Origin of the sequence: Rhodanobacter sp. C06 (assembly GCF_002001105.1) — a bacterium.
Classification (GTDB): domain Bacteria; phylum Pseudomonadota; class Gammaproteobacteria; order Xanthomonadales; family Rhodanobacteraceae; genus Rhodanobacter_A.
Genome location: NZ_MUNP01000065.1, coordinates 17,872 through 38,869, shown reverse-complemented (window position 1 = coordinate 38,869; position 20,998 = coordinate 17,872). Strand labels below are relative to the sequence as shown.

The 20,998-nt window shown below is 69.2% G+C and carries 23 protein-coding genes and 1 riboswitch; of the genes, 13 read left to right on the top strand and 10 right to left on the bottom strand.

Translation table 11 applies throughout. From position 1 onward, the window contains the following. Positions 1 to 80 precede the first annotated feature (80 nt). On the top strand, positions 81 to 1,925 hold the full coding sequence (lpdA, locus tag B0E52_RS14100) for a dihydrolipoyl dehydrogenase (protein ID WP_077484825.1): 1,845 nt from the start codon (positions 81 to 83) through the stop codon (positions 1,923 to 1,925). 80 nt (positions 1,926 to 2,005) lie between these two features. Here lpdA and B0E52_RS14095 read toward each other — a convergent pair whose 3' ends face one another. Then, complete coding sequence (locus tag B0E52_RS14095; RefSeq protein ID WP_139351701.1) at positions 2,006 to 2,827, bottom strand: hypothetical protein; 822 nt, start codon at positions 2,825 to 2,827, stop codon at positions 2,006 to 2,008. A gap of 65 nt (positions 2,828 to 2,892) precedes the next feature. Here B0E52_RS14095 and dapB point away from each other — a divergent pair, with 65 nt between their 5' ends. Further along, the gene (gene dapB / locus B0E52_RS14090; protein WP_077484822.1) at positions 2,893 to 3,693 is read left to right on the top strand and encodes a 4-hydroxy-tetrahydrodipicolinate reductase; all 801 of its coding nucleotides are present in this window, start codon (positions 2,893 to 2,895) and stop codon (positions 3,691 to 3,693) included. A gap of 15 nt (positions 3,694 to 3,708) precedes the next feature. Here the strand turns inward: dapB and B0E52_RS14085 are convergent, their stop codons facing one another. The 4 genes from B0E52_RS14085 to B0E52_RS14070 all read right to left on the bottom strand — a co-directional run bounded on the left by B0E52_RS14085 (position 3,709) and on the right by B0E52_RS14070 (position 6,308). Beyond that, positions 3,709 to 4,404, bottom strand: coding sequence for a hypothetical protein (locus B0E52_RS14085; protein WP_077484820.1), 696 nt, complete (start codon positions 4,402 to 4,404; stop codon positions 3,709 to 3,711). 95 nt (positions 4,405 to 4,499) lie between these two features. After that, a complete protein-coding gene (locus tag B0E52_RS14080; RefSeq protein ID WP_077484818.1) occupies positions 4,500 to 5,183 on the bottom strand; it encodes a hypothetical protein in 684 nt (227 codons plus the stop codon). Positions 5,184 to 5,268: 85 nt separating this feature from the next. Next, a complete protein-coding gene (locus B0E52_RS14075) occupies positions 5,269 to 5,736 on the bottom strand; it encodes a hypothetical protein (protein ID WP_077484817.1) in 468 nt (155 codons plus the stop codon). Continuing rightward, positions 5,733 to 6,308 carry a sigma-70 family RNA polymerase sigma factor gene (locus B0E52_RS14070; RefSeq protein WP_077484815.1) on the bottom strand — a complete coding sequence of 192 codons (576 nt, stop codon included), beginning with the start codon at positions 6,306 to 6,308 and terminating at the stop codon, positions 5,733 to 5,735. The genes B0E52_RS14075 and B0E52_RS14070 overlap by 4 nt, the downstream gene beginning before the upstream one ends. A 118-nt stretch (positions 6,309 to 6,426) precedes the next feature. Between B0E52_RS14070 and B0E52_RS14065 the strand changes: the two genes are divergently transcribed. The 4 genes from B0E52_RS14065 (at position 6,427) to B0E52_RS14050 (ending at position 9,866) form a co-directional block, all read left to right on the top strand. Continuing rightward, a complete protein-coding gene (locus tag B0E52_RS14065; protein ID WP_077484813.1) occupies positions 6,427 to 6,753 on the top strand; it encodes a DUF6249 domain-containing protein in 327 nt (108 codons plus the stop codon). Between the two features lie 111 nt (positions 6,754 to 6,864). Then, positions 6,865 to 7,488 carry a trimeric intracellular cation channel family protein gene (locus B0E52_RS14060; RefSeq protein WP_077484811.1) on the top strand — a complete coding sequence of 208 codons (624 nt, stop codon included), beginning with the start codon at positions 6,865 to 6,867 and terminating at the stop codon, positions 7,486 to 7,488. A 99-nt stretch (positions 7,489 to 7,587) separates the two neighbouring features. Beyond that, positions 7,588 to 8,553 carry an ATP-binding cassette domain-containing protein gene (locus B0E52_RS14055; RefSeq protein ID WP_254426806.1) on the top strand — a complete coding sequence of 322 codons (966 nt, stop codon included), beginning with the start codon at positions 7,588 to 7,590 and terminating at the stop codon, positions 8,551 to 8,553. Continuing rightward, positions 8,550 to 9,866, top strand: a complete 1,317-nt coding sequence (locus tag B0E52_RS14050; protein WP_077484807.1) for an ABC transporter permease — start codon at positions 8,550 to 8,552, stop codon at positions 9,864 to 9,866. The genes B0E52_RS14055 and B0E52_RS14050 overlap by 4 nt, the downstream gene beginning before the upstream one ends. A 22-nt stretch (positions 9,867 to 9,888) precedes the next feature. On the opposite strand, the gene dinB is transcribed toward B0E52_RS14050, so the two are convergent. Beyond that, the gene (gene dinB, locus B0E52_RS14045) at positions 9,889 to 10,968 is read right to left on the bottom strand and encodes a DNA polymerase IV (protein ID WP_077484806.1); all 1,080 of its coding nucleotides are present in this window, start codon (positions 10,966 to 10,968) and stop codon (positions 9,889 to 9,891) included. Positions 10,969 to 11,128: 160 nt separating this feature from the next. Here dinB and B0E52_RS14040 point away from each other — a divergent pair, with 160 nt between their 5' ends. Further along, positions 11,129 to 11,608, top strand: a complete 480-nt coding sequence (locus B0E52_RS14040; protein ID WP_077484804.1) for a nuclear transport factor 2 family protein — start codon at positions 11,129 to 11,131, stop codon at positions 11,606 to 11,608. Positions 11,609 to 11,658: 50 nt separating this feature from the next. On the opposite strand, the gene B0E52_RS14035 is transcribed toward B0E52_RS14040, so the two are convergent. Further along, positions 11,659 to 12,009: a gamma-glutamylcyclotransferase family protein gene (locus B0E52_RS14035; RefSeq protein WP_077484802.1), complete on the bottom strand. Its 351-nt coding sequence runs from the start codon at positions 12,007 to 12,009 to the stop codon at positions 11,659 to 11,661. Then, positions 12,009 to 12,905: a hypothetical protein gene (locus B0E52_RS14030; protein WP_174575571.1), complete on the bottom strand. Its 897-nt coding sequence runs from the start codon at positions 12,903 to 12,905 to the stop codon at positions 12,009 to 12,011. Before B0E52_RS14030 ends, B0E52_RS14035 begins: the two co-directional genes overlap by 1 nt. Positions 12,906 to 12,916: 11 nt before the next feature. Then, positions 12,917 to 12,992: riboswitch (S-adenosyl-L-homocysteine riboswitch) on the bottom strand. Positions 12,993 to 13,133: 141 nt separating this feature from the next. Here B0E52_RS14030 and B0E52_RS14025 point away from each other — a divergent pair. Further along, complete coding sequence (locus B0E52_RS14025; protein WP_077484798.1) at positions 13,134 to 13,898, top strand: TMEM165/GDT1 family protein; 765 nt, start codon at positions 13,134 to 13,136, stop codon at positions 13,896 to 13,898. Continuing rightward, positions 13,895 to 14,101 (top strand): hypothetical protein, encoded by a 207-nt coding sequence (locus B0E52_RS14020; RefSeq protein ID WP_077484796.1) that lies wholly within the window; start codon positions 13,895 to 13,897, stop codon positions 14,099 to 14,101. The genes B0E52_RS14025 and B0E52_RS14020 overlap by 4 nt, the downstream gene beginning before the upstream one ends. Here the strand turns inward: B0E52_RS14020 and B0E52_RS14015 are convergent. Then, a complete protein-coding gene (locus B0E52_RS14015; protein ID WP_077484794.1) occupies positions 14,098 to 14,424 on the bottom strand; it encodes a hypothetical protein in 327 nt (108 codons plus the stop codon). The two genes, B0E52_RS14020 and B0E52_RS14015, sit on opposite strands and share 4 nt — an antisense overlap. Positions 14,425 to 14,535: 111 nt before the next feature. Between B0E52_RS14015 and B0E52_RS14010 the strand changes: the two genes are divergently transcribed. After that, positions 14,536 to 15,867, top strand: coding sequence for an amino acid permease (locus B0E52_RS14010; protein ID WP_077484792.1), 1,332 nt, complete (start codon positions 14,536 to 14,538; stop codon positions 15,865 to 15,867). 57 nt (positions 15,868 to 15,924) lie between these two features. Further along, complete coding sequence (locus tag B0E52_RS14005) at positions 15,925 to 18,048, top strand: beta-galactosidase (protein WP_077484790.1); 2,124 nt, start codon at positions 15,925 to 15,927, stop codon at positions 18,046 to 18,048. Here the strand turns inward: B0E52_RS14005 and B0E52_RS14000 are convergent. Continuing rightward, positions 17,969 to 19,192 carry a YbfB/YjiJ family MFS transporter gene (locus B0E52_RS14000; protein WP_077484788.1) on the bottom strand — a complete coding sequence of 408 codons (1,224 nt, stop codon included), beginning with the start codon at positions 19,190 to 19,192 and terminating at the stop codon, positions 17,969 to 17,971. The genes B0E52_RS14005 and B0E52_RS14000 overlap by 80 nt on opposite strands. 93 nt (positions 19,193 to 19,285) lie before the next feature. On the opposite strand from B0E52_RS14000, the gene B0E52_RS13995 reads away from it, so the two are divergent. Next, positions 19,286 to 20,209: a LysR substrate-binding domain-containing protein gene (locus tag B0E52_RS13995; protein WP_077484786.1), complete on the top strand. Its 924-nt coding sequence runs from the start codon at positions 19,286 to 19,288 to the stop codon at positions 20,207 to 20,209. A 3-nt stretch (positions 20,210 to 20,212) separates the two neighbouring features. Further along, entirely contained in the window at positions 20,213 to 20,989 is a 777-nt protein-coding gene (locus tag B0E52_RS13990) for an NRDE family protein (protein WP_077484784.1), read from the top strand. Positions 20,990 to 20,998: the final 9 nt, after the last annotated feature.

The window sequence follows — 20,998 nt, the reverse complement described above, 5'->3', positions numbered from 1 at the left end:
CGGCCGGGGAGAGGGCAGGGTGAGGGGCGGGTGCTCGCGGCACCGCTCCATCGAGCGAAAAGATTGACGAAGGATTCCCCATGGCGAACACGATCGAAGTGAAAGTCCCCGACATCGGCGGCCACGACAACGTGCCGGTGATCGAGGTGCTGGTGAAGGCCGGCGACACGGTGACCAAGGAACAAAGCCTGATCACGCTGGAGTCGGACAAGGCCACGATGGAAGTGCCATCGAGTGCTGCCGGCACGGTGAAGGAACTCAAGGTGAAGGTGGGCGACGAGGTGTCCGAGGGCGCGGTGATCCTGCTGCTCGAAACCGCCGACGCCGCTTCTGCCTCCACATCCGCCGCGAATGCCGCCGCTCCACTCCCCTCTCCCTCCGGAAGAGGAGCCGGGGGGGAGGGTTCGGCCTCGCCGAGCGCTTCCGCAAGCCCCGCCCCCTCACCCCAACCCTCTCCCCAGAGGGGAGAGGGGGCAAAGGCGCCGCAGCCGTCCGCGGCGTCCGGTAAGAAGGCCGATATCGAGTGCCAGCTGGTCGTCCTCGGCTCCGGCCCCGGTGGTTACTCCGCCGCGTTCCGCGCCGCCGACCTCGGCCTCGACACCGTGCTGGTGGAGCGCTACGACACGCTGGGCGGCGTGTGCTTGAACGTGGGCTGCATCCCCTCCAAGGCGCTGCTGCACGCTGCCGCGGTGATCGACGAGGCCGAGGCGATGGCCGCGCACGGTGTCAGTTTCGGCAAGCCCAAGCTCGACCTCGACAAGTTGCGTGGCTTCAAGACCAAGGTGGTGGGCCAGTTGACCAGCGGCCTCGCCGGCATGGCCAAGCAGCGCAAGGTGCGCACCGTGGTCGGCACCGGCAGCTTCGTGTCGCCGCACGAGATGGAAGTCCAGACGGCCGAAGGCGTGAAGCTGGTCCGCTTCGAGCAGGCCATCATCGCCGCGGGTTCGCAGGCGGTCCGCCTGCCGATGTTCCCGTGGGACGACGAGCGCGTGATGGATTCCACCGGTGCGCTGGAAATGAAGGACGTGCCCGGCAAGCTGCTGGTCGTGGGCGGTGGCATCATCGGTCTGGAGATGGCCACGGTGTATGCCGCGCTGGGCAGCGAGGTGACCGTGGTCGAGTTCATGGACCAGATCATCCCCGGCGCCGACGCCGACCTGGTCAAGCCGCTGGCCAAGCGCCTGGGCAGCAAGGTCAAGGGCATCCACCTGAAGACCAAGGTGGTCGCCGCCAAGGCCACGAAGAAGGGCATCGAGGTGGGCTACGAGGGCGAGAGCGTTCCCGAAACCACCGTGTTCGACCGCGTGCTGGTGGCGGTGGGCCGCTCACCGAACGGCGGCAAGATCGGCGCCGAGAAGGCCGGCGTGGCGGTGACCGAGCGCGGCTTCATCAACGTCGACACCCAGCTGCGCACCAACGTGCCGCACATCTTCGCGATCGGCGATCTCGTGGGTCAGCCCATGCTGGCGCACAAGGCGGTGCACGAGGCGCACGTGGCGGCCGAGGTCGCGGCGGGCCACAAGGCGCACTTCGACGCGCGCGTGATTCCGTCGGTGGCGTTCACCAATCCCGAAGTGGCCTGGGTGGGCGTCACCGAACGCGAGGCGAAGGAAAAGGGCCTCAAGGTCGGCGTGGGCAAGTTCCCGTGGGCGGCCTCCGGCCGCGCGATCGGCATCGCGCGCACCGAGGGCTTCACCAAGCTGATTTTCGACGAGGCCACCCATCGCATCGTGGGCGGCGCCGTGGTCGGCGTGAACGCCGGCGACCTGATCTCCGAGCTGGCACTGGCGGTGGAAATGGGCGCCGAAGCAGCGGACATTGCGCTCACCGTGCACCCGCATCCCACGCTGGGCGAATCGGTGGGCATGGCGGCCGAGGTCTACGAAGGCACCATCACCGACCTCTACATTCCGAAGAAAAAGTAAGGCGCGCGCTCTTTCCCGAAACGAAAAAGCCCGGCTTCGGCCGGGCTTTTTCGTGGGCTCATGGCCCGTGACAGCGAGGCTCAGTGCGCCGGCACGGCGGATGTCGCTGTGACGAGGCCAGGCAGCTCATGCCCGAAAGCCCGTTCCATGGAATCCAATGCAATGACCGTATCGCCCAGCGAGGAGACCATGGAATTCACGGTATGCATGACTTCGAGTGGCTGGAGGGTGCCGGCCTTCAGGTCGGCGTCGATGTCGTTCATCCTCGCGCCTTGCAGGTTGACGCTGGTGTTGAACGAGACGCGCCGTTCGAAATCGCTCTGGTAGGCGTAGATCGTGGCGTAGTGACGCAGCTTGCCAGCATCGATCCAGCCGGCCGCCTGATTGGCGACGGCCACGTCCCAGGCTTCGTGGCGCAGTTTCGGCAACTGCAGTCCGAGAGAGAAATCGCCTTCCATTTGCGTGTCGATATGCTGCGTGATCGTGTCGGCACCGGTGCCGTCCTTCACCGCCTGGACGAGGTAGTTGTCCAGTTGCGTCAGCAAGGCCAGGCGCTTTGCATCGGCATTGCGCATCCGCTGGATATCGGCGAGGTTGGTCTGCAGTTCCGCCTCGATTTGCGCGCTGGCCATGGCTGCCGCGTGGGTGCGATGCGTGTGCTCGATCCACGCCTCCAGCCCCAGCGCGGTAAGGATGCTGAGCACGATCATCAGATAATGCTTGGCGAAGTCCCTGAAGGATGTCAGTTCGGCGTGCGGTGGTTCGAGATGCATGATCGCTCCAGCGAAGGCGGGACCGCACGAGCGTAGTGGATCACCGGATTCCGGTCTGCGCCGGTCGCGCGTTGGGCGCGGGTGGAGAGTATGACGCCGGGTGTCTGCGTGGGTACCATCGGCTTCCATATTCCAGATAAATCAGTGATTGCCGTGCCGCGTTCCGGCGTGGCGCATGGATCTGCGAGGTGACCATGTCGTTGAAGGTATGTCTCGCCGGCGCCACCGGCTGGGCCGGATCGGAACTGGCGCGCGGCATCGCCATCAGTGCGGACTTGCAGCTGGTGGCCGCGGTATCACGCCGGCACGCCGGCCACGCGCTGGGTGATGCGCTCGGCGATGCGGCCATCACCACGCCGGTGTTCGCCAGCGCGGCCGAGGCGCTGGGCGTGCCCTGTGACGTGTTCGTCGAATACACCCATCCCGACACCGCGCGGGCGAACATCCTCGCCGCGCTGGAACACGGTGCCCACGTGGTGGTGGGCACCTCCGGCCTCGGCGACGCGGACTACGCCGAGATCGACGCCGTGGCGCGCGAGCGCGGCCGTGGCGTGCTCGCCTGCGGCAACTTCGCGCTCACTGCGGTGCTGCTGATCAAGTTCAGTGAGATGGCGGCGAAGGTCCTGCCGCAATGGGAAATCATCGATTACGCCTACGCCGGCAAGCCGGACGCGCCCAGCGGCACCGTGCGCGAGCTGGCCACGCGCATGGGCCAGGTGCGCCAGCCACGCCTGGAAGTACCGCTGGAGGAAACCCGCGGCCTGCGCGAGGCGCGCGGCGGCACCTTGGCCGGCAGCCAGGTGCATGCGGTGCGTCTGCCCGGTTTCGTGCTCGGCGCCGAAACCATCTTCGGCCTGCCGGACCAGACCCTGACCATCCGCCACAACGCCGGTGGCAGCGCCAAGCCCTACGTGGACGGCGCGCTGCTGGCGATCCGCAAGGTGTCCACGTTGACCGGCCTGCACCGCGGGCTGGATGCGGTGCTGGAGCTTTGATCCGGCCGACCTCGATCAGGCGTGGGTGGCGGCTCTGGTCTTGTCCGGCGATGCGAGTGGCAATGCGGCGCCGAGCTGCTTCTCGAGCGCCCGCAGGTTCTGCGTGGTCTGGTCCAGCATCGCGCGCATCTGGCTGATCACGTGCAGGAACTGGCGCGGCTGCACCTCGTCGGTGGCCAGGTCGGCGATGGTGTCCACCATGCCCGTGCCGTTCATCAGGATCGCGGTGTCCTCGCGCATCATGTCGACGCTGTCGCGCTCGTTGGCGTAGGCCGCCGAGTAGCGCTGCATGCGGGCGCGCTCGATCCAGCTGGCGGACTGGTTCGCCACCGCCACGTCCCAGGCCTCGTGGCGCAGGGTGGGAAACTGCATGTGCAGGTCGAAGTCGACCTTGGTCAGCGCGAGGATGTGCTGGCGCACCGCGTCATCGGACGCGTGCGACTTGAGGTCCCGGATCACCGCGTCGCGGATCGTGTCCAGCTTTTGCAACTGCCTGGCGTCGCGTCGGGCGTCGTCGGCGACATCGGCCAGGTTGCTGCGGAGCTCCGCCTCGATCTGCGCGGTGGCTGTGGCCGCGGCATGCGCGTGCTGGGTGTGCTCGATCCACGCCTCCAGCCCCAGCGCGGTGAGGATGCTGAGCACGATCATCAGGTAGTGCTTGGCGAAATCCTTGTAGGTCGCCAGCCGGGTGTTCGGCGGTTCAATGTGCATGGGGAGCTCCGACGCAAGTTGGATCGGCTGCGAAGCGTAGCGGATTGCCTCGCCGGGGGCGTCGTGCGCGACGCGATGAGGGGGCCGCGGCACGCTCAGCCGTGCGTCCCGCTTTCCGCGTCCTTGCCGAGCGCGGTGACGAGGTGGCTTTCCAGTTGTTGCAGGTGGGACTGGGTTTCCGCGGAGGTGTTGATCATCTGCCGCGCGGCATTGACGAAGTCGAGCGGGTCGACGGTGGCGCCGAGGGCGATGCGCGTGCGCAGCCGCTCCACGGCTGGCGCGTCGATCAGCAAGGTGCCGTCGTGGCTGATCCAGTCCGAGGTTTCGCGCAGGTCGGCGTAGGCCACGGAATAACGGCGCAACACGGCGTCATCCATCCAGCTGGCCGACTGGTTGGCCACGGCGACGTCCCACGATTGCGAGGCGAACGTCGGCCAGTTGATGCTGAGCCGGAAGTCCTCCTTGTGCGCCTGGATGTACTGGTTGATCGTCCCGGCGGGCACGCCGTCGCGAATGTCCCTGGCGACGGCGTCGTCGAGCTTCCGCAAAGGGGTGACCAGGCCTTGATTGGTCTTGATCGAGGTGCGCACGTCGGCCAGGTTCGCCTGCAGTTCGGTGCGGATGTGCAGGCTGGCCGCCTCGGCGGCATGGACATGGTGCGCATGCTCGATCCACGCCTCCAGCCCCAGCGCGGTGAGGATGCTGAGCACGATCATCAGGTAGTGCTTGGCGAAATCCCGAAGGGACGCCAGTCGGGTGTTCGGCGGTTCGAGGTGCATGGGGGGGTCTCCGACGCAGGCGGGGAAAGCGGCGAAGCGTAGCGGATCGTCCGGTTCCGTATCGTGCGGGTATCTCGACGGAGGCTCAGGCAGCCGGGCCGTGCGTGTGCCGCTGCCACAGCCCGAGCAGCCAGGACGCGCCGATGCAACCGCCGAGCGCCAGCAGCCAGCCCGTGGCCGGCGTGCCGAGGGACGGCAGCAGGTCGCGAAAGGCGGGCAGCCAGGTGTTGCCGTAGTACGCGAGCACCACGCCGCCGGCGACCACCAGCATGACGACGAGCGTGCTCGCCAGCGTGGATTCGAAGCGCGTGCCGGCGGCCTGCCGTCGGGACGGCGCGGCGGCGACTTGCGCGGCCATCCGCCGTGCGAAATCCGCCGGCAACGCCACGGGCATGGGTTCGCGCAGCGCGCGTGCCAGCAGGCGGTAGCGACGCACGCGGGCGTCGTCGGCGGCGGGGTCGAGGCCGTGGCGCTCGGCGTCGAGCGCACGTTCCTGCGCCTGCCATTCGTGCTCGCGGGCAGGGTCGTCGAAAGGAGGAAGATCGTGGTTCATGCGGCAACTCCCGTCCGGGTTTCCAGCGCCTCGCGCAGGCGCAGGCGCGACCGGAACAAGTGGCTCTTGATGGTACCGCTGGCCAGCCCGGTGATGTGGGCGATCTCGGGAATGGTGTTTTCCTCGAGGTAGTACAGGGTCAGCACGGTGCGCTGCAGCGGCGGCAGCGCCTCGATCGCGCGGTGGAGCTGCTGCGCGGTTTCCGCATCGGCCCAGGCGGCTTCCAGGTCGAAGTCGTCGGCCACGGTTTCGACCAGCGGCGCGCCGTCGTCGTCGTGCGCGTCGGCCAGCGGGATGCGCTTGTGCTGCAGGTGGCGCAGGGCGATGGTGTAGGCCACGCGGCCGATCCAGGATTTCAGCGCGCTCTCGCCGCGGTACTGGTGCAGGCACTGGTGCACGCGCAGGAAGGTGTCCTGGCACAGCTCGCGGGTGTCCTCCGGGTTGCGCACCATGCGCTGGATGATGTGCCAGCACAGCCCTTGGTGCTCGCGCACGAGACGTTCGAACGCGCCTGGCCGGTTGGCCAGCACGGTGTCGACCAGGGCGCGGTCGGAGGGGTGAGCGTCATCCATGGCACATGGGATACAGGCAGGCGCGAAACGGTTGCAACGCTTCGACTGCAACCGTTGACCGGTGGGCGGTATCCATGTTCCCGAAACCCGTCATTTCCAACCCGTCACGGAGGTGCTCATGAATCCCGGCATAGTGGTCCCAGTCGCACTGTTTGTCTGCATTACCTACGCCATCAAGGTCTGCGTGGACGCGATGGCGCGCCGGCGCATGCTGGAAGCCGGCGGCTCGGCCGAACTGGTCACCTCGGTGCTGCGCGACGAGGAGTTGCGCCGCCGCCATTCCTCGCTGCGCTGGGGCATCGTGCTGCTGTCGGTGGCGCTGGGCTTCGGCCTGATCCAGTGGTTCGGCTGGCAGGAGGTCACCCCCGGCATGGTCGCCGTGCTGGCGGGCGCCACCGGCCTCGGCAACCTGGTGTTCTTCGCGATCTCGCGCCGGCTGGGCTGAGCGCCGGGCCCGAAGTCTGCGGCGCGCGGCGGCCGGAACTTCGAGCCAGCCGGAAAACTGGTTCAATGGCGGGCATCGCCGCACCGTCGGCATGCCCGCCGAGCCGGCTGCATGAACGAGCAACTGCTGTTCAACCTCGTCGATCTGGCCGGCACCTTCGCGTTCGCGATCAGCGGAGCCATCGCGGCGCGGCGCCGCAACCTCGACCTGTTCGGCATCCTGGTGATCGCCTTCGTCACCGCCTGCGGCGGCGGCATCGCACGCGACGTGTGCATCGGCGCGATCCCGCCCGCGGGCCTGTCGGACTGGCGCTACCTGTTCACCGCGGTGATCGCCGCGCTCGCCACCATCGTGGCCTATCGCGAGGTGGAGCGGCTGACCTACCCGGTGCGCCTGTTCGACGCGATGGGCCTGGGCCTGTTCGCGGTGTACGGCGCGCACAAGGCGCTGCTCTACACGCACAACGCCGAAGTGGCGATCCTGCTCGGTATGGTTACCGCGGTCGGCGGCGGCCTTGCGCGCGACGTGCTGCTGGCGCGCGTGCCCATCGTGTTGCAGAAGGAAATCTATGCCTCCGCCGCCGGCGTCGGCGCCGCGCTCGCGGTGATCGGCGAGCGGCTCGGCTGGCCCGCGCTGTGGGCGACCTGGCTACCGATCGCGCTGTGCTTCGCGCTGCGCTTCGTCTCGCTGCGCTACGGCTGGAACCTGCCGCGCTTCGGGGGCAAGCACGACTGAACGGCGCGAGTGACCAAGGGCAGGCTCGCCCTCGGCATCCGCATGCTATGTTGCGGCGCTTCGGGCCGGGGAGGCCCAGGCAGCGAAGGGGAATCGCACGTGTCCACGCCCAGCGTAAGCGTCGAATCGGTGACCAAGCGGTTCGCCGGCCATGTCGCGGTGAGCGGCTTGTCGTTGCAGGTGCCGTCCGGCGGCATCTACGGCCTGCTCGGCCCCAACGGCGCCGGCAAGTCCACCACGATCCGTCTCATCATGAGCATCCTCGAACCCGACGAGGGGCGCATCGCGCTGTTCGGTGCCAGCGCGAACAGCCGCGACCTGTCGGCGCGCATCGGCTACCTGCCCGAGGAGCGTGGCCTGTACAAGAAGATGAAGGTGCTCGATCACCTGATCTTCCTGGGCGAGGTGAAGGGCGTCGCGCGCAACGACGCGCGGCAGCGCGCGCAGGCGTGGCTGGAGCGCCTGGAAATCGCCGGTTGGGCGCAGAAGAAGGTGGAGGACCTCTCCAAGGGCATGCAGCAGAAGGTGCAGTTCGCCGGCGCCCTGCTGCACGAGCCGGAGCTGATGATCCTGGACGAGCCGTTCTCCGGCCTCGACCCGATCAACGCGCAGGTCATGAAGGACATCGTGGTGGAGCTCGCCGCCAGCGGCCGCACCGTGCTGTTCTCCACGCATGCGATGGAGCAGGCCGAGCGCATGTGCGACCACGTGGCGATCATCGCGCGCGGCAAGCTGGTGGCGAACGGCACGGTGGCGCAGGTGAAGGCCGACTTCGGTGGCCGCCACGTGGCGCTGGGCTTCAGCCACGACCGCGAGCGCGCGAGTGCCGTGCTGGCCGATCCCCGCCTGGTCGCGCGGGTGGACGACTACGGTGCCAGTGCAGAGTTGAAGATGGCCGAGGGCGCCAACCCCGAGCAGCTGCTGGCCGCGCTGGTCGGTGCCGGCGTGGGCCTGCGCCGCTTCGAGGTGGTGGAGCCCTCGCTGCACGCCATCTTCGTCGCCAAGGTCGGTGTCGACCCCGACGCCATTCCCTTGCCCGCCGCCGTCGCCGGAGCCACCGCATGAACAAGACGTTTGCCGTGATCCGCCGCGAGTACGTGGAGCGCGTGCGCACCAAGGCCTTCCTGATCTCCACCATCCTGCTGCCGGTGTTCATGCTGGCGATGGCGGTGCTCCCGGCGCTGCTGATGAGCGGCGGCGACCACACCAGCCGCGTGGCGGTGGTGGACGCCTCCGGCAGCGGGCTGGGCGAGCCGGTGACGGCCGCGCTCAAGGCCGCCACCATCGGCGACGGCAAGACGGCCACGCCGCGCTACGTGGCCACGCTGTTTCCCGCCGATGCCGCGAACCTCGCGCCGGTGCGCGACGGCCTGATCGCCAAGGCCGGCTTCGCCAGCGACAAGGCGCACGACGGCTGGGACGGCGTGCTGGTGCTCGACGCCGAGACCCTCGCCAGCGGCAAGCTGCACTACTACGGCGACAACGTCAGCTCGCCCGAAGGCATGAGCCGGCTGCAGCGCGACATCTCCAAGGCGCTCGCCGGCGTGCGGCTGGCGCATGCCGGCGTCGACCCGGCGCTGGTGACCAAGGCGATGGCGCCGGCCGACATGGACACTGCCAAAATCACCGACGGCAAGCTCACCGGGCAGAGCGGCGACGCCTCGTTCGCCCTGGCCTACGCGATGGGCTTCCTCCTCTACATCGCCATCATCTCCTACGGCAGCCGCACCCTCACCTCGGTGATCGAGGAAAAGAACTCGCGCATCATGGAGGTGCTCACCTCCTCGCTGACCCCGTTCCAGATGCTGATGGGCAAGGTGCTGGGCGTGGGCCTGGCCGGGCTGACCCAGATGGCGATCTGGGTGGGCACGGCCTTCGTGCTCGGCAGCCAGGGTCCGCACCTGGCCGGCGCGTTCGGCATGGGCGCCGCCGCCGCGGGCAAGTTCGCCATCCCCGGCATCCCGCCGGCGCTGCTGGTGGTGTTCCTGCTCTACTTCGCGCTGGGCTTCCTGATCTACGGCTCGCTGTACGCGGCGATCGGCGCGATGTGCAACACCATCCAGGACGCCCAGCAATACGCGGTGTTCGTCACCATGAGCATCCTCGTCGGCTTCATGTCGATGTTCGGGCTGATCAACAACCCATCGGGCGCGCTGGGCACCACGATGTCCTTCATCCCGCTCTTCTCGCCCTTCACCATGCCGGTGCGCTGGTCGATGACCGCGGTGCCGCCGCTGCAGCTCGCGCTGTCGCTGGGCCTGATGGTGATCGGGCTGCTCGCCTGCGTGTGGCTGGCCGCGCGCATCTACCGCACCGGCATCCTGATGTACGGCAAGAAGCCGACGTGGGGCGAGCTGTGGCGGTGGATTCGCGCCTGACCGGCAGACGGTCGCGACCGGTTCAGTCGAACAGGTCGCGCTGCGTCGCGTAGTTGTCGGCATCGACGAAGCCGGCAAGACCCACGCCGACGAGGCGGTACCGGCTGTCGGCGGGACGCTCCACCCGTTCGCGCAACGCGCAGGCGATCTCGGCCAGTTCGTGTTCGGAGGCGGGGCGCTGCGAGGGCGTGAGGCTGCGCGTGAGCGTGTGGAAGTCGGCGGTCTTGAGCTTGAGCACCACGGTGCGCGCGATGCGGCCTTCGTCGGCCTCGCGCTGGTGAGCGGCCCACGCCTTGGCGGCGAGCCGGCGGATGTGCGGTTCCAGCTCGTCCAGCGTGAGGTCGTGCTCGAAGGTGTCCTCGGCGGATACCTGCAGGGTGGGGCGGTCGGGCGTCACCGGGTGGTCGTCGATGCCCAGCGACAGTTCGTGCAGGCGTCGCCCCCAGCGTCCGAAGCGTTGTTCGAGTTCCGCCGCCGCGAACGCACGCAGCTCGCCCACGGTGGCCACGCCCAGCGCGACGAGCTTGCCTTCCATCACCTTGCCCACACCGGGCAGGCGGCCGATCGGCAATGGCGCGAGGAAGTCCAGCACCTCGCGCGGGCGCACCACGAACAGACCGTCGGGCTTGCGGAAGTCCGAGGCGATCTTGGCGAGGAACTTGTTCGGCGCCACGCCGGCGGAGGCGGTTAGCTGCGTTTCCGCGCGGATGGCGGCGCGAATCGCCTCGGCCGTGGCGGTGGCCGAGGGCAGGCCGTTGTCCGTCGCGGTGACGTCGAGGTAGGCCTCGTCCAGCGACAGCGGCTCGATCAGCGCGGTATGCCGCGCGAAGATCTCCCGCACATGGCGCGACACCGCCTTGTAGCGGCTGAAGTCCGGCGGCACGAAGATCGCCTGCGGGCACAGCCGCTCCGCGCGGATCGCGGGCATCGCCGAGCGCACGCCGAACTTGCGCGCCTCGTAACTGGCCGCGCACACCACCGAGCGCGCGCCCTTCCACGCCACCACCACCGGCTGGCCGCGCAACGAAGGATCGTCGCGCTGCTCCACCGACGCGTAGAACGCGTCCATGTCGACGTGGATGATCTTGCGGGGTGTGGGCACAGGGTATGCGAGCGGTGACGTGCGGCAATTCTAGGGCGCGCGCAATGGCGACGTCAGCGCGGGAGGCCGTGCCTGATCCCCCGGGAAGTTCACTGGTGCAAGAAGTGCCCCATATGTACGCTGATCGATACCGTGGTTGGCTCATGAGAGGAATGGCGATATGCGCACAAAGGGCTTGCCGCTGATTCTGGCGGTGACATGCATGGCGCTCACCGGCATCGCATCTGGATGCAGGGCAATGGGACAAGCCATCGACGCCAATGACATGGCCGGCATCGCCAAGCTGCATCGCGGAGACGTCGCCGCGACCCTCAGTCAGGATCCTGATGCGCTGGCCGCGCTTTGGACGAAGGATGGCGTGCTGTTCGGCGAAGGGGATCGCCCTGTCGTCGGTCGGCAGGCGTTGCGGGAGGCATATGCGAAAGGCGGATGGAAAGTGCTGAGCTACACACCGCATATCCTGGATGTGGCCGTCGATGGCGATGCCGCAGTGGAATGGGGTCGGTTCGAGGTGAGCTTCCGGACGACAGGTACGCGGCAGGCCGAGGAACTGCACGGGCGCTTTCTTCGCGCCATGAAGAAACAGCCCGATGGAAAGTGGAGGTTCACGCGGATCATGTGGCAGAAGGATCCGCAATAGCACACAACGCATGCGGCACTGGCGATTGCCAGTGCCGCATGTACGTTCCCTCATTCCGCGCGCACGTACATCCACGCCCGCAGGCCGGAGGCGAGTTCGACGGCAAGGCGGTGGTAATCCTCCACCTCGTAGGCGTCCGCCTGCGCCAGTTCCTGCGGCGTGAGGCGGAACACCATGCCGCGCACGCGATCCGCCGCGTCCTCGCTGCGCACCGCAATGGGGTGGTGCGTGGCGCCGCTGGTGGCGACGACCCGCGCGTCGCGGATCGCCAGTTGTTCGAGACGGTAGCCGGGCAGTGCGTCCGGCGCGCCGGCCAGGCGGCGGCCGAAGGTGGCGAGCTGCACGGCCTCGCTTTGCAACGTGCCGTAGGAGAACAGCCACTCGTCGGCGCGGTTTTCCATCAGGCGTTCTCCGGCGTGCGTGGGGCGCACCGTGCCTGCAGTCGCGCGACGACGGCACGGGCGAAGCGTTCGGCGGCGTCAGGCCGTCCGGCGAGGAACAGCGAGGGCTCGATCAGCTCCAGCTCCATCAGCAGGAAGCGGCCGTCCGCGACCACCCCGTCCACGCGCGCGTAGACCGCTTCGTCCAGATCAAGCCGCGAGCAGGTCGCCAGCGCGTGCCTGGCCGCGGCCAGCGTGGCGGCATCCGGCTCGGCGGCCCCGGTGCGGCCGCCATGCTCGTTCTGTACGCGGTAGTCGCCCGCGGCGGGACGTTTGACGACGGCGTGGCTGAACGCGCCGCCGAAGAACAGCAGCGACCATTCGCCGTCATCGACGATCTCGCGCACGAACGGTTGCAGCAGGTAATCGCCGGAGGGCAGTTCCGCCACCGCCTGCTCGAACGCGGCATCGCCCGCCGTGCCGCGCACCGTGCGCCACGCACCGCCACTGACGCTGGGCTTGACCACCACGTTGCGGTTCGCATGCGTCGCCAGGGCCTCTCGCAAATCGGCGTGGGCAACGAAGCGGGTGGGAATGACCGGCACGCCCAGCGCCTCCAGTTGTTCCAGGTAGCGCTTGTCGCTGTTCCAGCGCAGCAGGGCGCTGTCGTTGATCGTGGGCACGCCCAGCGCGTCGAGCCGGTCCAGCCAGTGCTGGAATTGCGAATAGTGCTTGAAGTAGTCCCACACGGTGCGGATCAGCACGGCGTCGTAGCGCGTCCAGTCCACGGCGGGGTCGTTCCACACGCAGGGCGTGGCGTGCACGCCGAGGCCTGCGAGCGTGGCGACGGCATGCGTGTCGTCGGGGTGGACGCCGGGATGGTCGGCGTCGGTGGCAAGGGCAAGCTGGATGGACATAAGAACCCTCTGCATGGAGGGCGCCCTTGTCTCGAGGATCGCGGGCCGAGCGTGGCGGATCGCTCCGTCGCAGCACCCCTCGGCCCGGACTGCGCGGCGCAGATCGCCGGCGCAACAGGGAAGCATCGCGCAGGCGATGCATGGCGCGCATTCTTCGGCGTGCGCGGGCGGCTGTCAATCGCGCGGGCGTATGCTGCGCCCTGTACCCGCCTCGCGACGGAGCCCAACATGCCGATCGACTGGACCCATGCCGGCGCCACTGTGCTGGCGGCGTTCCTCGCCTCACTGGTGGAATGCGTGGAAGCCTTGACCGTGCTGCTGGCGGTGGGCGCCACGCGCGGCTGGCGCAGCGCGCTGGCCGGCGGCGCGGCGGGCCTGCTGCTGTTGCTGCTGCTGGTAGTGCTGCTCGGCCACGCACTCGCCCGCATTCCCCTGCACGGCTTCCAACTGGTGGTGGGCGCCTTGCTGTTGCTGTTCGGCATGCGCTGGTTGCGCAAGGCGGTGCTGCGCGCGGCCGGCGTGCTCGCGCTGCACGACGAGGAAGCGATCTACCAGCGCAAGACGCAGGCCTTGCGCGGGCAGCGTGGCGCAGGGCCCGGCCTGGACAAGCTCGCGTTCGCGGTGACCTTCAAGAGCACCATGCTCGAAGGCCTCGAGGTGGTGTTCATCGTGCTCGCGATCGGTGCCGGCCGCGTCGAGCTGTTGTGGCCGGCCAGCCTCGGTGCGCTGGCCGCGCTGCTGCTGGTGGCGGTGCTGGGCGCGGTGGTGCACCGGCCGCTGGCGCGGGTGCCGGAGAACACACTGAAGTTCGTGGTGGGCGTGCTGCTGTGCGCATTCGGCACGTACTGGGCCGGCGAGGGCATGGGCTACGCCTGGCCGGGCGGCGACTGGGCCATCCCCGGCGTGGCCGGCGCGTTCCTCGCGATGGCCGCGCTGTGTGTACCGTGGTGTCGCCGCCTTGCGTCCATCGGCGCGCAGGAGTCCGCGCGATGAACGGCTTGCGCACCGTGCTGGCCGAACTCTGGGGCCTGTTCGTCGACGACGGCCGCTACGCGCTCGCCATCGTGGGCTGGCTGCTGCTGGCGTGGCTGGTTCTGCCGCTGCTGCAGCTGGGCGGCGGCTGGAATGCGGTGGTCCTCGCCGCGGGTCTGCTGGCGATCCTGGTCGAGAGCGTGTTGCGCCGCGCACGGCATTAGTCGCCGTCCCAGAACACCTCGACCGCGTCGGGATTCATCAAGCCCCAGATCGGCGTGCCCAACCGCACCAAACCGTTGCGGATGCGGTGGGTGGTTTCGTCGTAGGCCGAGATGCGGTAGACCATCTGGTACTTCGAGGTGGTGAACCACATCGACAGCGGCATAGCCAGCCAGAGGGCATTGGATTTCGCATGCAGGATGCGCAAGCCGTTGGCGGCGGCCCAGTCCTGCAGCAAGGCCTTGGCATTCGCGTAGTGGCGCCAGCTCAGCCAGATCGCCGCGGCGATCAGCAGCAGGAACAGCAGCGTCGTGGTTCTGGTCATCGCGCCCCCAATGGATTCCCAGCGCGCAGCGTGACTCGGGTCTTGCGGGCGGGCAAGCCCCCTGTCGACGGGGACTGGTCGAACCCCCGTCCGCCATGCCAAGGTTGCCGGATGACGACGACTGACAGCTCCCCTTCGTACCTGCGCCGCCTTGGCGTGTGGGACGGCGCGATGATCGTGATCGGCGGCGTGATCGGCGCCGGCATCTTCCGCACGCCGGCCACGGTGGCCGAGCGCACGTCATCGGGCCTGCCGCTGCTGGCGTTGTGGGTGCTGGGCGGCCTGCTGACGCTCACCGGCGTGCTGTGCTACGCGGAACTCGGCTCGCGGCGGCCGCAGGCGGGCGGCATCTACCTCTACCTGCGCGAAGCCTTCGGCATGCTGCCGGCCTTCCTGTTCGGCTGGACGATGGCGCTGATCAACTACCCCGGCAGCGTGGCAGCGGTGGCCACCACGTTCGCCGATTACTTCTGCAAGGCGGTGGACCTGCCGCTGCTGTGGGTGAAGCCGGTGGGTGTGGCGGCGATCGTGTTCATCGTGGGCGTGAACCTGTTCGGCATCCGCGCCGGCGCGCTGATGCAGAACGTCTTCGCGGTGCTGAAGCTGGCGGCGATCGCGTTGCTGGTGGCGGTGGGGCTGGCGCTGGCGCACGGCCACTTGGGCGGCGTGCTGGCGGCGGATACCGCGCATCCGGTGCCCAGCGGCGCCTTCGTGGGTGCCTTGCTGCCGGTGCTGTTCACCTACGGAGGCTTCCACTACCTCAACGACCTCGCCGGCGAGGTGCGCGACCCGCAGCGCACGCTGCCGCGCGCCCTGCTGCTGGGCATGCTGGGCGTGGTGCTGGCCTATGTGCTGGCCAACATCGCCTACCTGACCGGCCTGGGCCACTCAGGGCTGGCCGCGAGCCAGGCACCAGCGGCCGACCTGATGCGCCGCCTGTTCGGCGAAACCGGCGCGAAGGTGATGGCGGTCGGCATTGCCTGTTCCACTTTCGGCTATTGCAGCATCGCCATCGCCGGCGGCGCCCGGGTGCTGCAGACCATGGGCGCGGACGGCATGCTGTTCCGCGCGGTAGGCTACATCGACCCGCGCACGCGCGCGCCGCAGGTGGCGCTGGCGCTGCTGGGCGCGTGGACGGTGGTGCTGATGCTGTGGGGCAACTTCGGCCAGCTGGTGGACTACACCACGGTGGGCGAGTGGCTGGGTCACGCGTTCGGCATCGGCACGCTGTTCTGGTACCGCTGGAAGTTCGTGGACGAGCCGGCGCCGTACCGCGTGCCGCTGTTCCCGCTGCTGCCGCTGGTGTTCGTGGTCACGGTACTGGGCGTGATCGTCGCCACCGCCGTGGCCTCGCCGCACGACGCGGGCATGAGCCTGCTGATCATCGCGCTCGGTGCGCCGGTGTATTGGCTGTGGCGGCGCTGGCAGCTGCGCGCGGCTTGATCGCACTTCAGTCGGGGCGAGGCATACTGGACGCCTCCCGGTCGTCATGAGCGTGCCATGAAACGAGTCTGGCTGTTCGCCGTCGCGGCGTTGTTCGCCGGCCACCTGATGGCGGCGGAAGTGGCCGACCTGGCGGCGGCATCGACACGTCCCGACCTGCAGCACGTCGTGCGCGCCGCGGCCACGGAAACCGCACGGGACGGCGTGAAGCAGCAGCGCTACACCTTCCAGCCTGGCGCGCAGCCGCAGATCGTGGTCAGGCCCGCGCAAGGCGCGTGGAACTGGCAGGGGCAGGGCGAGTTGCGCCTGCGCGTGCAGAACGCGATGCCGTGGGCGGTGACCCTGGTGGTCGATATCGACGGCGCGGATGCGAAACAGCACCTGCATGCCGTGGTGGATCTGCCCGCCGGCCCCGCGCAAACCCTGGCGGTTCCGCTGCGCGCCGTCTCGCCGCTGGCTTTCGGCATGCAGGCCGGGCCGACACGGCCGTTCGACGATGGCGGTGGGCGCCTGCTGGTGGCGACCACGGTGGAGGGAAAGCTCGACCTTTCCGCCGTGCGCGACGTGCGCCTCGCCATGCCCGCGCCGCAGGCCGCGCAAGCCATCCTGTTCGGCCGGATGGATGTGCTGCCGGGCGAGGCCGCGCTGCACGACGCCTACGCCGGCATCGTGGATCGCTACGGCCAGTCCACGCGCGAAGACTGGCCGGAGAAGGTCGCCGACGATGCCGCGCTGCGTGCCGCCGTGAAGCAGGCGCCGCCCGTCGCGTCGGCCAGCGGCGAAGATCGCTACGGTGGACGTATGGACGTCCGTTTGCAGAAGACCGGATGGTTCCATGCGCAGAAGGCGGATGGCCGCTGGTGGCTGGTCACGCCGGACGGCCACGGCTTTTTTTCGCTGGGTGTGAACACGGTGAAGGCCGACGACACCCGCACCTATGTGCAGGGTCGCGCATCCATGTTCCGCGACCTGCCGGCGGACGGCGGCGTCTGGGCCGCGTTTTACGGCGCGGGCGACAACCGCAACGCGCAGCAGGGCGCGGGCGCCGGCCGCTGCTGCGACCACGGGCAATGGTTCGACTTCTATGCGGCCAACCTGTACCGGGTGGACGGCAAGGGTTGGCTCACGGCGTGGCGCGCACGCACGCTGGTGCGGCTCAAGGGCTGGGGCTTCAACACCATCGCCAACTGGAGCGATCCGGCGCTGGGCGCGATGCACCAACTGCCGTACACGCGCGAGCTGGACATCCGCGGCGAGTTCGGCAACGTCGCCACCGGCTACGACTGGTGGGGGCGCATGCCCGACCCCTTCGATCCGCGCTTTGCACAGGCGGCGGACGCAGCGGCCGCGAAAGCCGCGCAAGGCGTGCGCAACGATCCCTGGCTGCTGGGCTATTTCGCCGACAACGAGTTGTCGTGGGCTGCTTACGGGCCGCAGGGCCGCTGGGCGCTGGCCGTGGGTACCTTGCACGGCGAGGCGAGCAGCGATGCGAAGCAGGCCTTCATCACCGAACTGAAGAAGGAGTACGGCGCGCCGGACAAGCTGGCCGCTGCATGGGGCATCGCCCTGTCGTCATGGAGCGCGCTGGATGCAGCCAACTTCCCGGCACCCGCGCCCAGCGAGGCGCATCCCGCCATCGCCGCCGACTACAGCGTATGGCTGACCCGCTATGCCGAACGATTCTTCCGCATCGTCGCCGCCGCCATCCGCCGCCATGACCCGCACCACCTCTACCTCGGCAGCCGCTTCGCGGTCAGCACGCCGGAAGCCATCGCGGCCTGCGCCAGGTACTGCGACGTGGTGAGTTTCAACATCTACGCCGACGAGCCGCAGCACGGCTTCGACGCCGCGGCGATGCGCAGGCTGGACAAACCCGTGATCATTTCCGAATTCCACTTCGGCTCCGGCGACTGCGGCCCGTTCGGCAAGGGCGTGGTGAGCGTGTGGAACGAAGCGCAGCGTGGCCCGGCCTATGCACGCTACCTGCAGGCGGCGGCGAGCGATCCGGACATCGTGGGCGCGCACTGGTTCGAATACGTCGACGAACCGGTCACCGGCCGGCTGCTCGACGGCGAGAACGGACATTTCGGCCTGGTCGGCATCACCGACATTCCGTTCGCGGGCTTCGTGGAGACGGTGCGCAAGACGAATCAGCAACTTCGGCACGCCGCGGCGCATTGAGCTTGCCGCCGCGGCGCAGCCGCGACAGCGCGATCGCCAGCGCCAGCACAGCTGCCAGTGCGGCCAGTTCCAGCGGCGCGGCGAAGTCGTGGCGATGCGCGGCCAGCGTGGCGGCCACCGGCGGCCCGACGATCTGGCCGATGCCGAAGGCCACGGTCAGCGCGCCGATCAGCCGGGTGGGATCGCGCGGCGCCAGCCATGCCGCCTCGCGCATGGTGAACATCACCACCGGCGTGATCGCCGCGCCTTCCAGCACGGTGCCCAGCGCCAGCCCGGCGCGGCTGGGCCAGTACAGGCACAGCGCGGTGCCGAGCAGCATCGACAGGCAGCAGCCGGCCAGCCCCGCATAGTTGCTGCGCGGCGCCGGCAGCGCACCCAGCAACAGGGTGGCCAGTACCGTGGCCACGCCGTACAGCGGCCAGAACCATTCGCGCAGCGCGGGCAGATGCAGCTGCGCGTCGGCGATCAGTGGCAGGAAGGTGGCGGGGATCACGTAGCCGAAACCGAACAGGCCGTAGATCGCCACCAGCGGCCAGGTGGGGCCGGCGCCGCGCACACCATCCTCCCTCGCCGCCGTGATGGCCGGGGCGGCGGCTGCGTCCAGCGTGCGCCAGATCAGCGCGGTGACCACGAGGCTGGCCACGCCGAACGCCAGCCACCAGCGCGCCGAATCCAACTCCGCGCCGTGCAGCGCGGCCACCAGCGTGCCGCTGGCGATGATGCCGACGCCGGGACCGCTGTACAGCACGGCCTCCAAGCCCACCCGGCCGTGCGCGCGCAGATGCGCGCTGCACCAGGCGATGCCGTGCACCATCAGCATCGCGGCGGCCACGCCGGCCACGAAGCGGCACAGCAGCCACAGCGCCAGCGAGGGTGCCAGGCCCATGCCCAGCGTGCCCAGCGCCACCAGCACCAGCCCGCCGCGCAGACTGGCGCGTTGCGGCAGCGCCAGTGCGGTGCACAGCAGGGCACCCAGCAGGTAGCCGATGTTGTTGATCGAGGCCAGCCAGCCGCCGCCGACCAGGCTCAGGCCGGCATCGGCCTGCATCAGCGGCAACAGCGGGGTGAGCAGGAAGCGCCCGATGCCCAGCGCGAGGGCCAGCACGGTCATGCCGGCGAAGGTGAGCGGAACAGGGGGGCGCATGGGCGTGCTCCGGCAAGGATGCAGCCATGCTAGACGCGGCGTATCATCGTATAAAGCGAATAATTGCGAATGAAGCCATCGAGGAAATCGAACATGGACCTGCGCGCGCTCGAAACCTTCCAGGCCGTGGTGGCGGCCGGCGGCATCGGCCGCGCGGCGACCAAGCTGCATCGTGCCCAGTCCAGCATCACCAGTCGCATCCACCAACTGGAAACCTCGCTGGGCGTGCAGCTGTTCCATCGCGAGGGCCAGCGCCTGCGGCTCACCGCGCCGGGCGAGGAACTGGTGGATTACGCGCGGCGCATGCTGGAACTGGCCGAGCAGGCCCGCGTGGCCGTGCGCAGCGGCGAGACCGGCGGCGCGCTGCGGCTCGGTTCGATGGAGAGCGTGGCGGCGAGCCGGTTGCCGTATCCGCTGGCGGCGTTCCACCGCGCGCACCCGCAGATCTGGGTGAACTTGCACACCGCTTCCTCGCGCGGCCTGGTGGCCGACGTGCAGGGCGGCGCGCTGGACGCGGCGATCGTGGGCGAACAGGTCGACAGCGAGCGCTTCCGCAGCGTGCCGTTGTACGTGGAGGAACTGGTGCTGGTCGGCGCGCGCGACAGCGTGATGCTGACCGAGCCGAAGCGGCTGGCCGACGGCACCGTGCTGGTCTACCACAGCCAGGGCTGCATCTATCGTCGGCGGCTGGTGGAGTGGCTGGACGCGCAGCGCATCGTGCCGGCGCGCGTGCTGGAGTTCGCCTCCTACCACGGCATCTTCGCCGCGGCGGCGGCCGGTGTGGGCGTGGGCCTGGTGCCGCGTTCGGTGCTGGAGACCTATCCGCAACGCGGCACGCTTTCCGTCCGCGAAATGCCTGCACGACTCGCACGCATCCAGACCGCGCTGGTGATGCTGCGCACCACCCACTTGCCCGCGTTGACCCGGTTGGAGGAATGCCTGCGCAAGGACGCTGTCGCTGCACGCGACAAGGCGACATCGCGTCCACGCCGTACCTCCACGCGCAAGGTGGCCTGAGCCATGTGCCTGATCGCCTTCGCCTGGCAGGCCCATCCGCGCTGGCGCCTCGTGCTGGCCGGCAACCGCGACGAACTCCACGCACGGCCCAGTGCGCCGCTGGCGCGCTGGGACGATTTGCCGATCACCGGCGGCCGCGACCTCGAAGCCGGCGGCACTTGGCTGGGCGTCACCGACGCCGGGCGTTGTTGCGTGGTCACCAACGTGCGCGACCCGCGCGATCCGCAGCTGGGCGCCTCGCGCGGCCTGCTCGCCACCGACTATCTCGTGGGTGCCGACGACGCCACGGCGCATGCGCAGGCCTTGCTGGCGACGGCGGCGAGCTATCGCCCCTTCAACCTGCTCACCTTCGATGCGCACGCCGCGTTCTACCTCGGCAACCGTCCCGAGGCACGCGCGCAGGCTGTGAGGCCCGGCGTGCACGGCCTGTCGAATGCCGACTTCAACACGCCGTGGCCGAAGACGCGTGCGCTGATGGCGCGGCTCGCCGCATGGACCGGGACCGGCGACGCGGACGACTTCGCGCCGCTGTTCGCCGCACTCGCCGACGAGCGGCAGGCGCCGGATGCCGAGTTGCCCGACACCGGCATCGGGCTGGAGCGCGAGCGCTGGCTGTCCGCGGCCTTCATCCGCGGCACCGACTACGGCACCCGCGCAAGCACCGTGGTGGCGATCGCCCATGATGGGCGCGGCGTGATCGAGGAGCGCCGCTTTGGCCCCGAAGGGCGCTTCCTCGGTGAACGCCGGCTGAGCTTCGGTCCGCGCGCCGCCGCGGATTGACGCCCCGCG

What these genes read in the sequence shown, in the direction of transcription:
- B0E52_RS14085 (WP_077484820.1), bottom strand. Translation starts at nt 4,404, where the DNA reads ATGCACATTGAACCGCCGAACACCCGGCTGGCGACCTACAAGGATTTC.
- B0E52_RS14075 (WP_077484817.1), bottom strand. Translation starts at nt 5,736, where the DNA reads ATGAACCACGATCTTCCTCCTTTCGACGACCCTGCCCGCGAGCACGAA.
- B0E52_RS14095 (WP_139351701.1), bottom strand. Translation starts at nt 2,827, where the DNA reads ATGGAAGCCGATGGTACCCACGCAGACACCCGGCGTCATACTCTCCAC.
- B0E52_RS14025 (WP_077484798.1), top strand. Translation starts at nt 13,134, where the DNA reads ATGCCGATCGACTGGACCCATGCCGGCGCCACTGTGCTGGCGGCGTTC.
- B0E52_RS14015 (WP_077484794.1), bottom strand. Translation starts at nt 14,424, where the DNA reads ATGACCAGAACCACGACGCTGCTGTTCCTGCTGCTGATCGCCGCGGCG.
- B0E52_RS14000 (WP_077484788.1), bottom strand. Translation starts at nt 19,192, where the DNA reads ATGCGCCCCCCTGTTCCGCTCACCTTCGCCGGCATGACCGTGCTGGCC.
- B0E52_RS14050 (WP_077484807.1), top strand. Translation starts at nt 8,550, where the DNA reads ATGAACAAGACGTTTGCCGTGATCCGCCGCGAGTACGTGGAGCGCGTG.
- B0E52_RS14020 (WP_077484796.1), top strand. Translation starts at nt 13,895, where the DNA reads ATGAACGGCTTGCGCACCGTGCTGGCCGAACTCTGGGGCCTGTTCGTC.
- B0E52_RS13990 (WP_077484784.1), top strand. Translation starts at nt 20,213, where the DNA reads ATGTGCCTGATCGCCTTCGCCTGGCAGGCCCATCCGCGCTGGCGCCTC.
- B0E52_RS14005 (WP_077484790.1), top strand. Translation starts at nt 15,925, where the DNA reads ATGAAACGAGTCTGGCTGTTCGCCGTCGCGGCGTTGTTCGCCGGCCAC.
- B0E52_RS14065 (WP_077484813.1), top strand. Translation starts at nt 6,427, where the DNA reads ATGAATCCCGGCATAGTGGTCCCAGTCGCACTGTTTGTCTGCATTACC.
- B0E52_RS14040 (WP_077484804.1), top strand. Translation starts at nt 11,129, where the DNA reads ATGCGCACAAAGGGCTTGCCGCTGATTCTGGCGGTGACATGCATGGCG.
- B0E52_RS14070 (WP_077484815.1), bottom strand. Translation starts at nt 6,308, where the DNA reads ATGGATGACGCTCACCCCTCCGACCGCGCCCTGGTCGACACCGTGCTG.
- B0E52_RS14030 (WP_174575571.1), bottom strand. Translation starts at nt 12,905, where the DNA reads ATGTCCATCCAGCTTGCCCTTGCCACCGACGCCGACCATCCCGGCGTC.
- B0E52_RS14010 (WP_077484792.1), top strand. Translation starts at nt 14,536, where the DNA reads ATGACGACGACTGACAGCTCCCCTTCGTACCTGCGCCGCCTTGGCGTG.
- B0E52_RS14080 (WP_077484818.1), bottom strand. Translation starts at nt 5,183, where the DNA reads ATGCACCTCGAACCGCCGAACACCCGACTGGCGTCCCTTCGGGATTTC.
- lpdA (WP_077484825.1), top strand. Translation starts at nt 81, where the DNA reads ATGGCGAACACGATCGAAGTGAAAGTCCCCGACATCGGCGGCCACGAC.
- B0E52_RS14035 (WP_077484802.1), bottom strand. Translation starts at nt 12,009, where the DNA reads ATGGAAAACCGCGCCGACGAGTGGCTGTTCTCCTACGGCACGTTGCAA.
- dapB (WP_077484822.1), top strand. Translation starts at nt 2,893, where the DNA reads ATGTCGTTGAAGGTATGTCTCGCCGGCGCCACCGGCTGGGCCGGATCG.
- B0E52_RS13995 (WP_077484786.1), top strand. Translation starts at nt 19,286, where the DNA reads ATGGACCTGCGCGCGCTCGAAACCTTCCAGGCCGTGGTGGCGGCCGGC.
- B0E52_RS14060 (WP_077484811.1), top strand. Translation starts at nt 6,865, where the DNA reads ATGAACGAGCAACTGCTGTTCAACCTCGTCGATCTGGCCGGCACCTTC.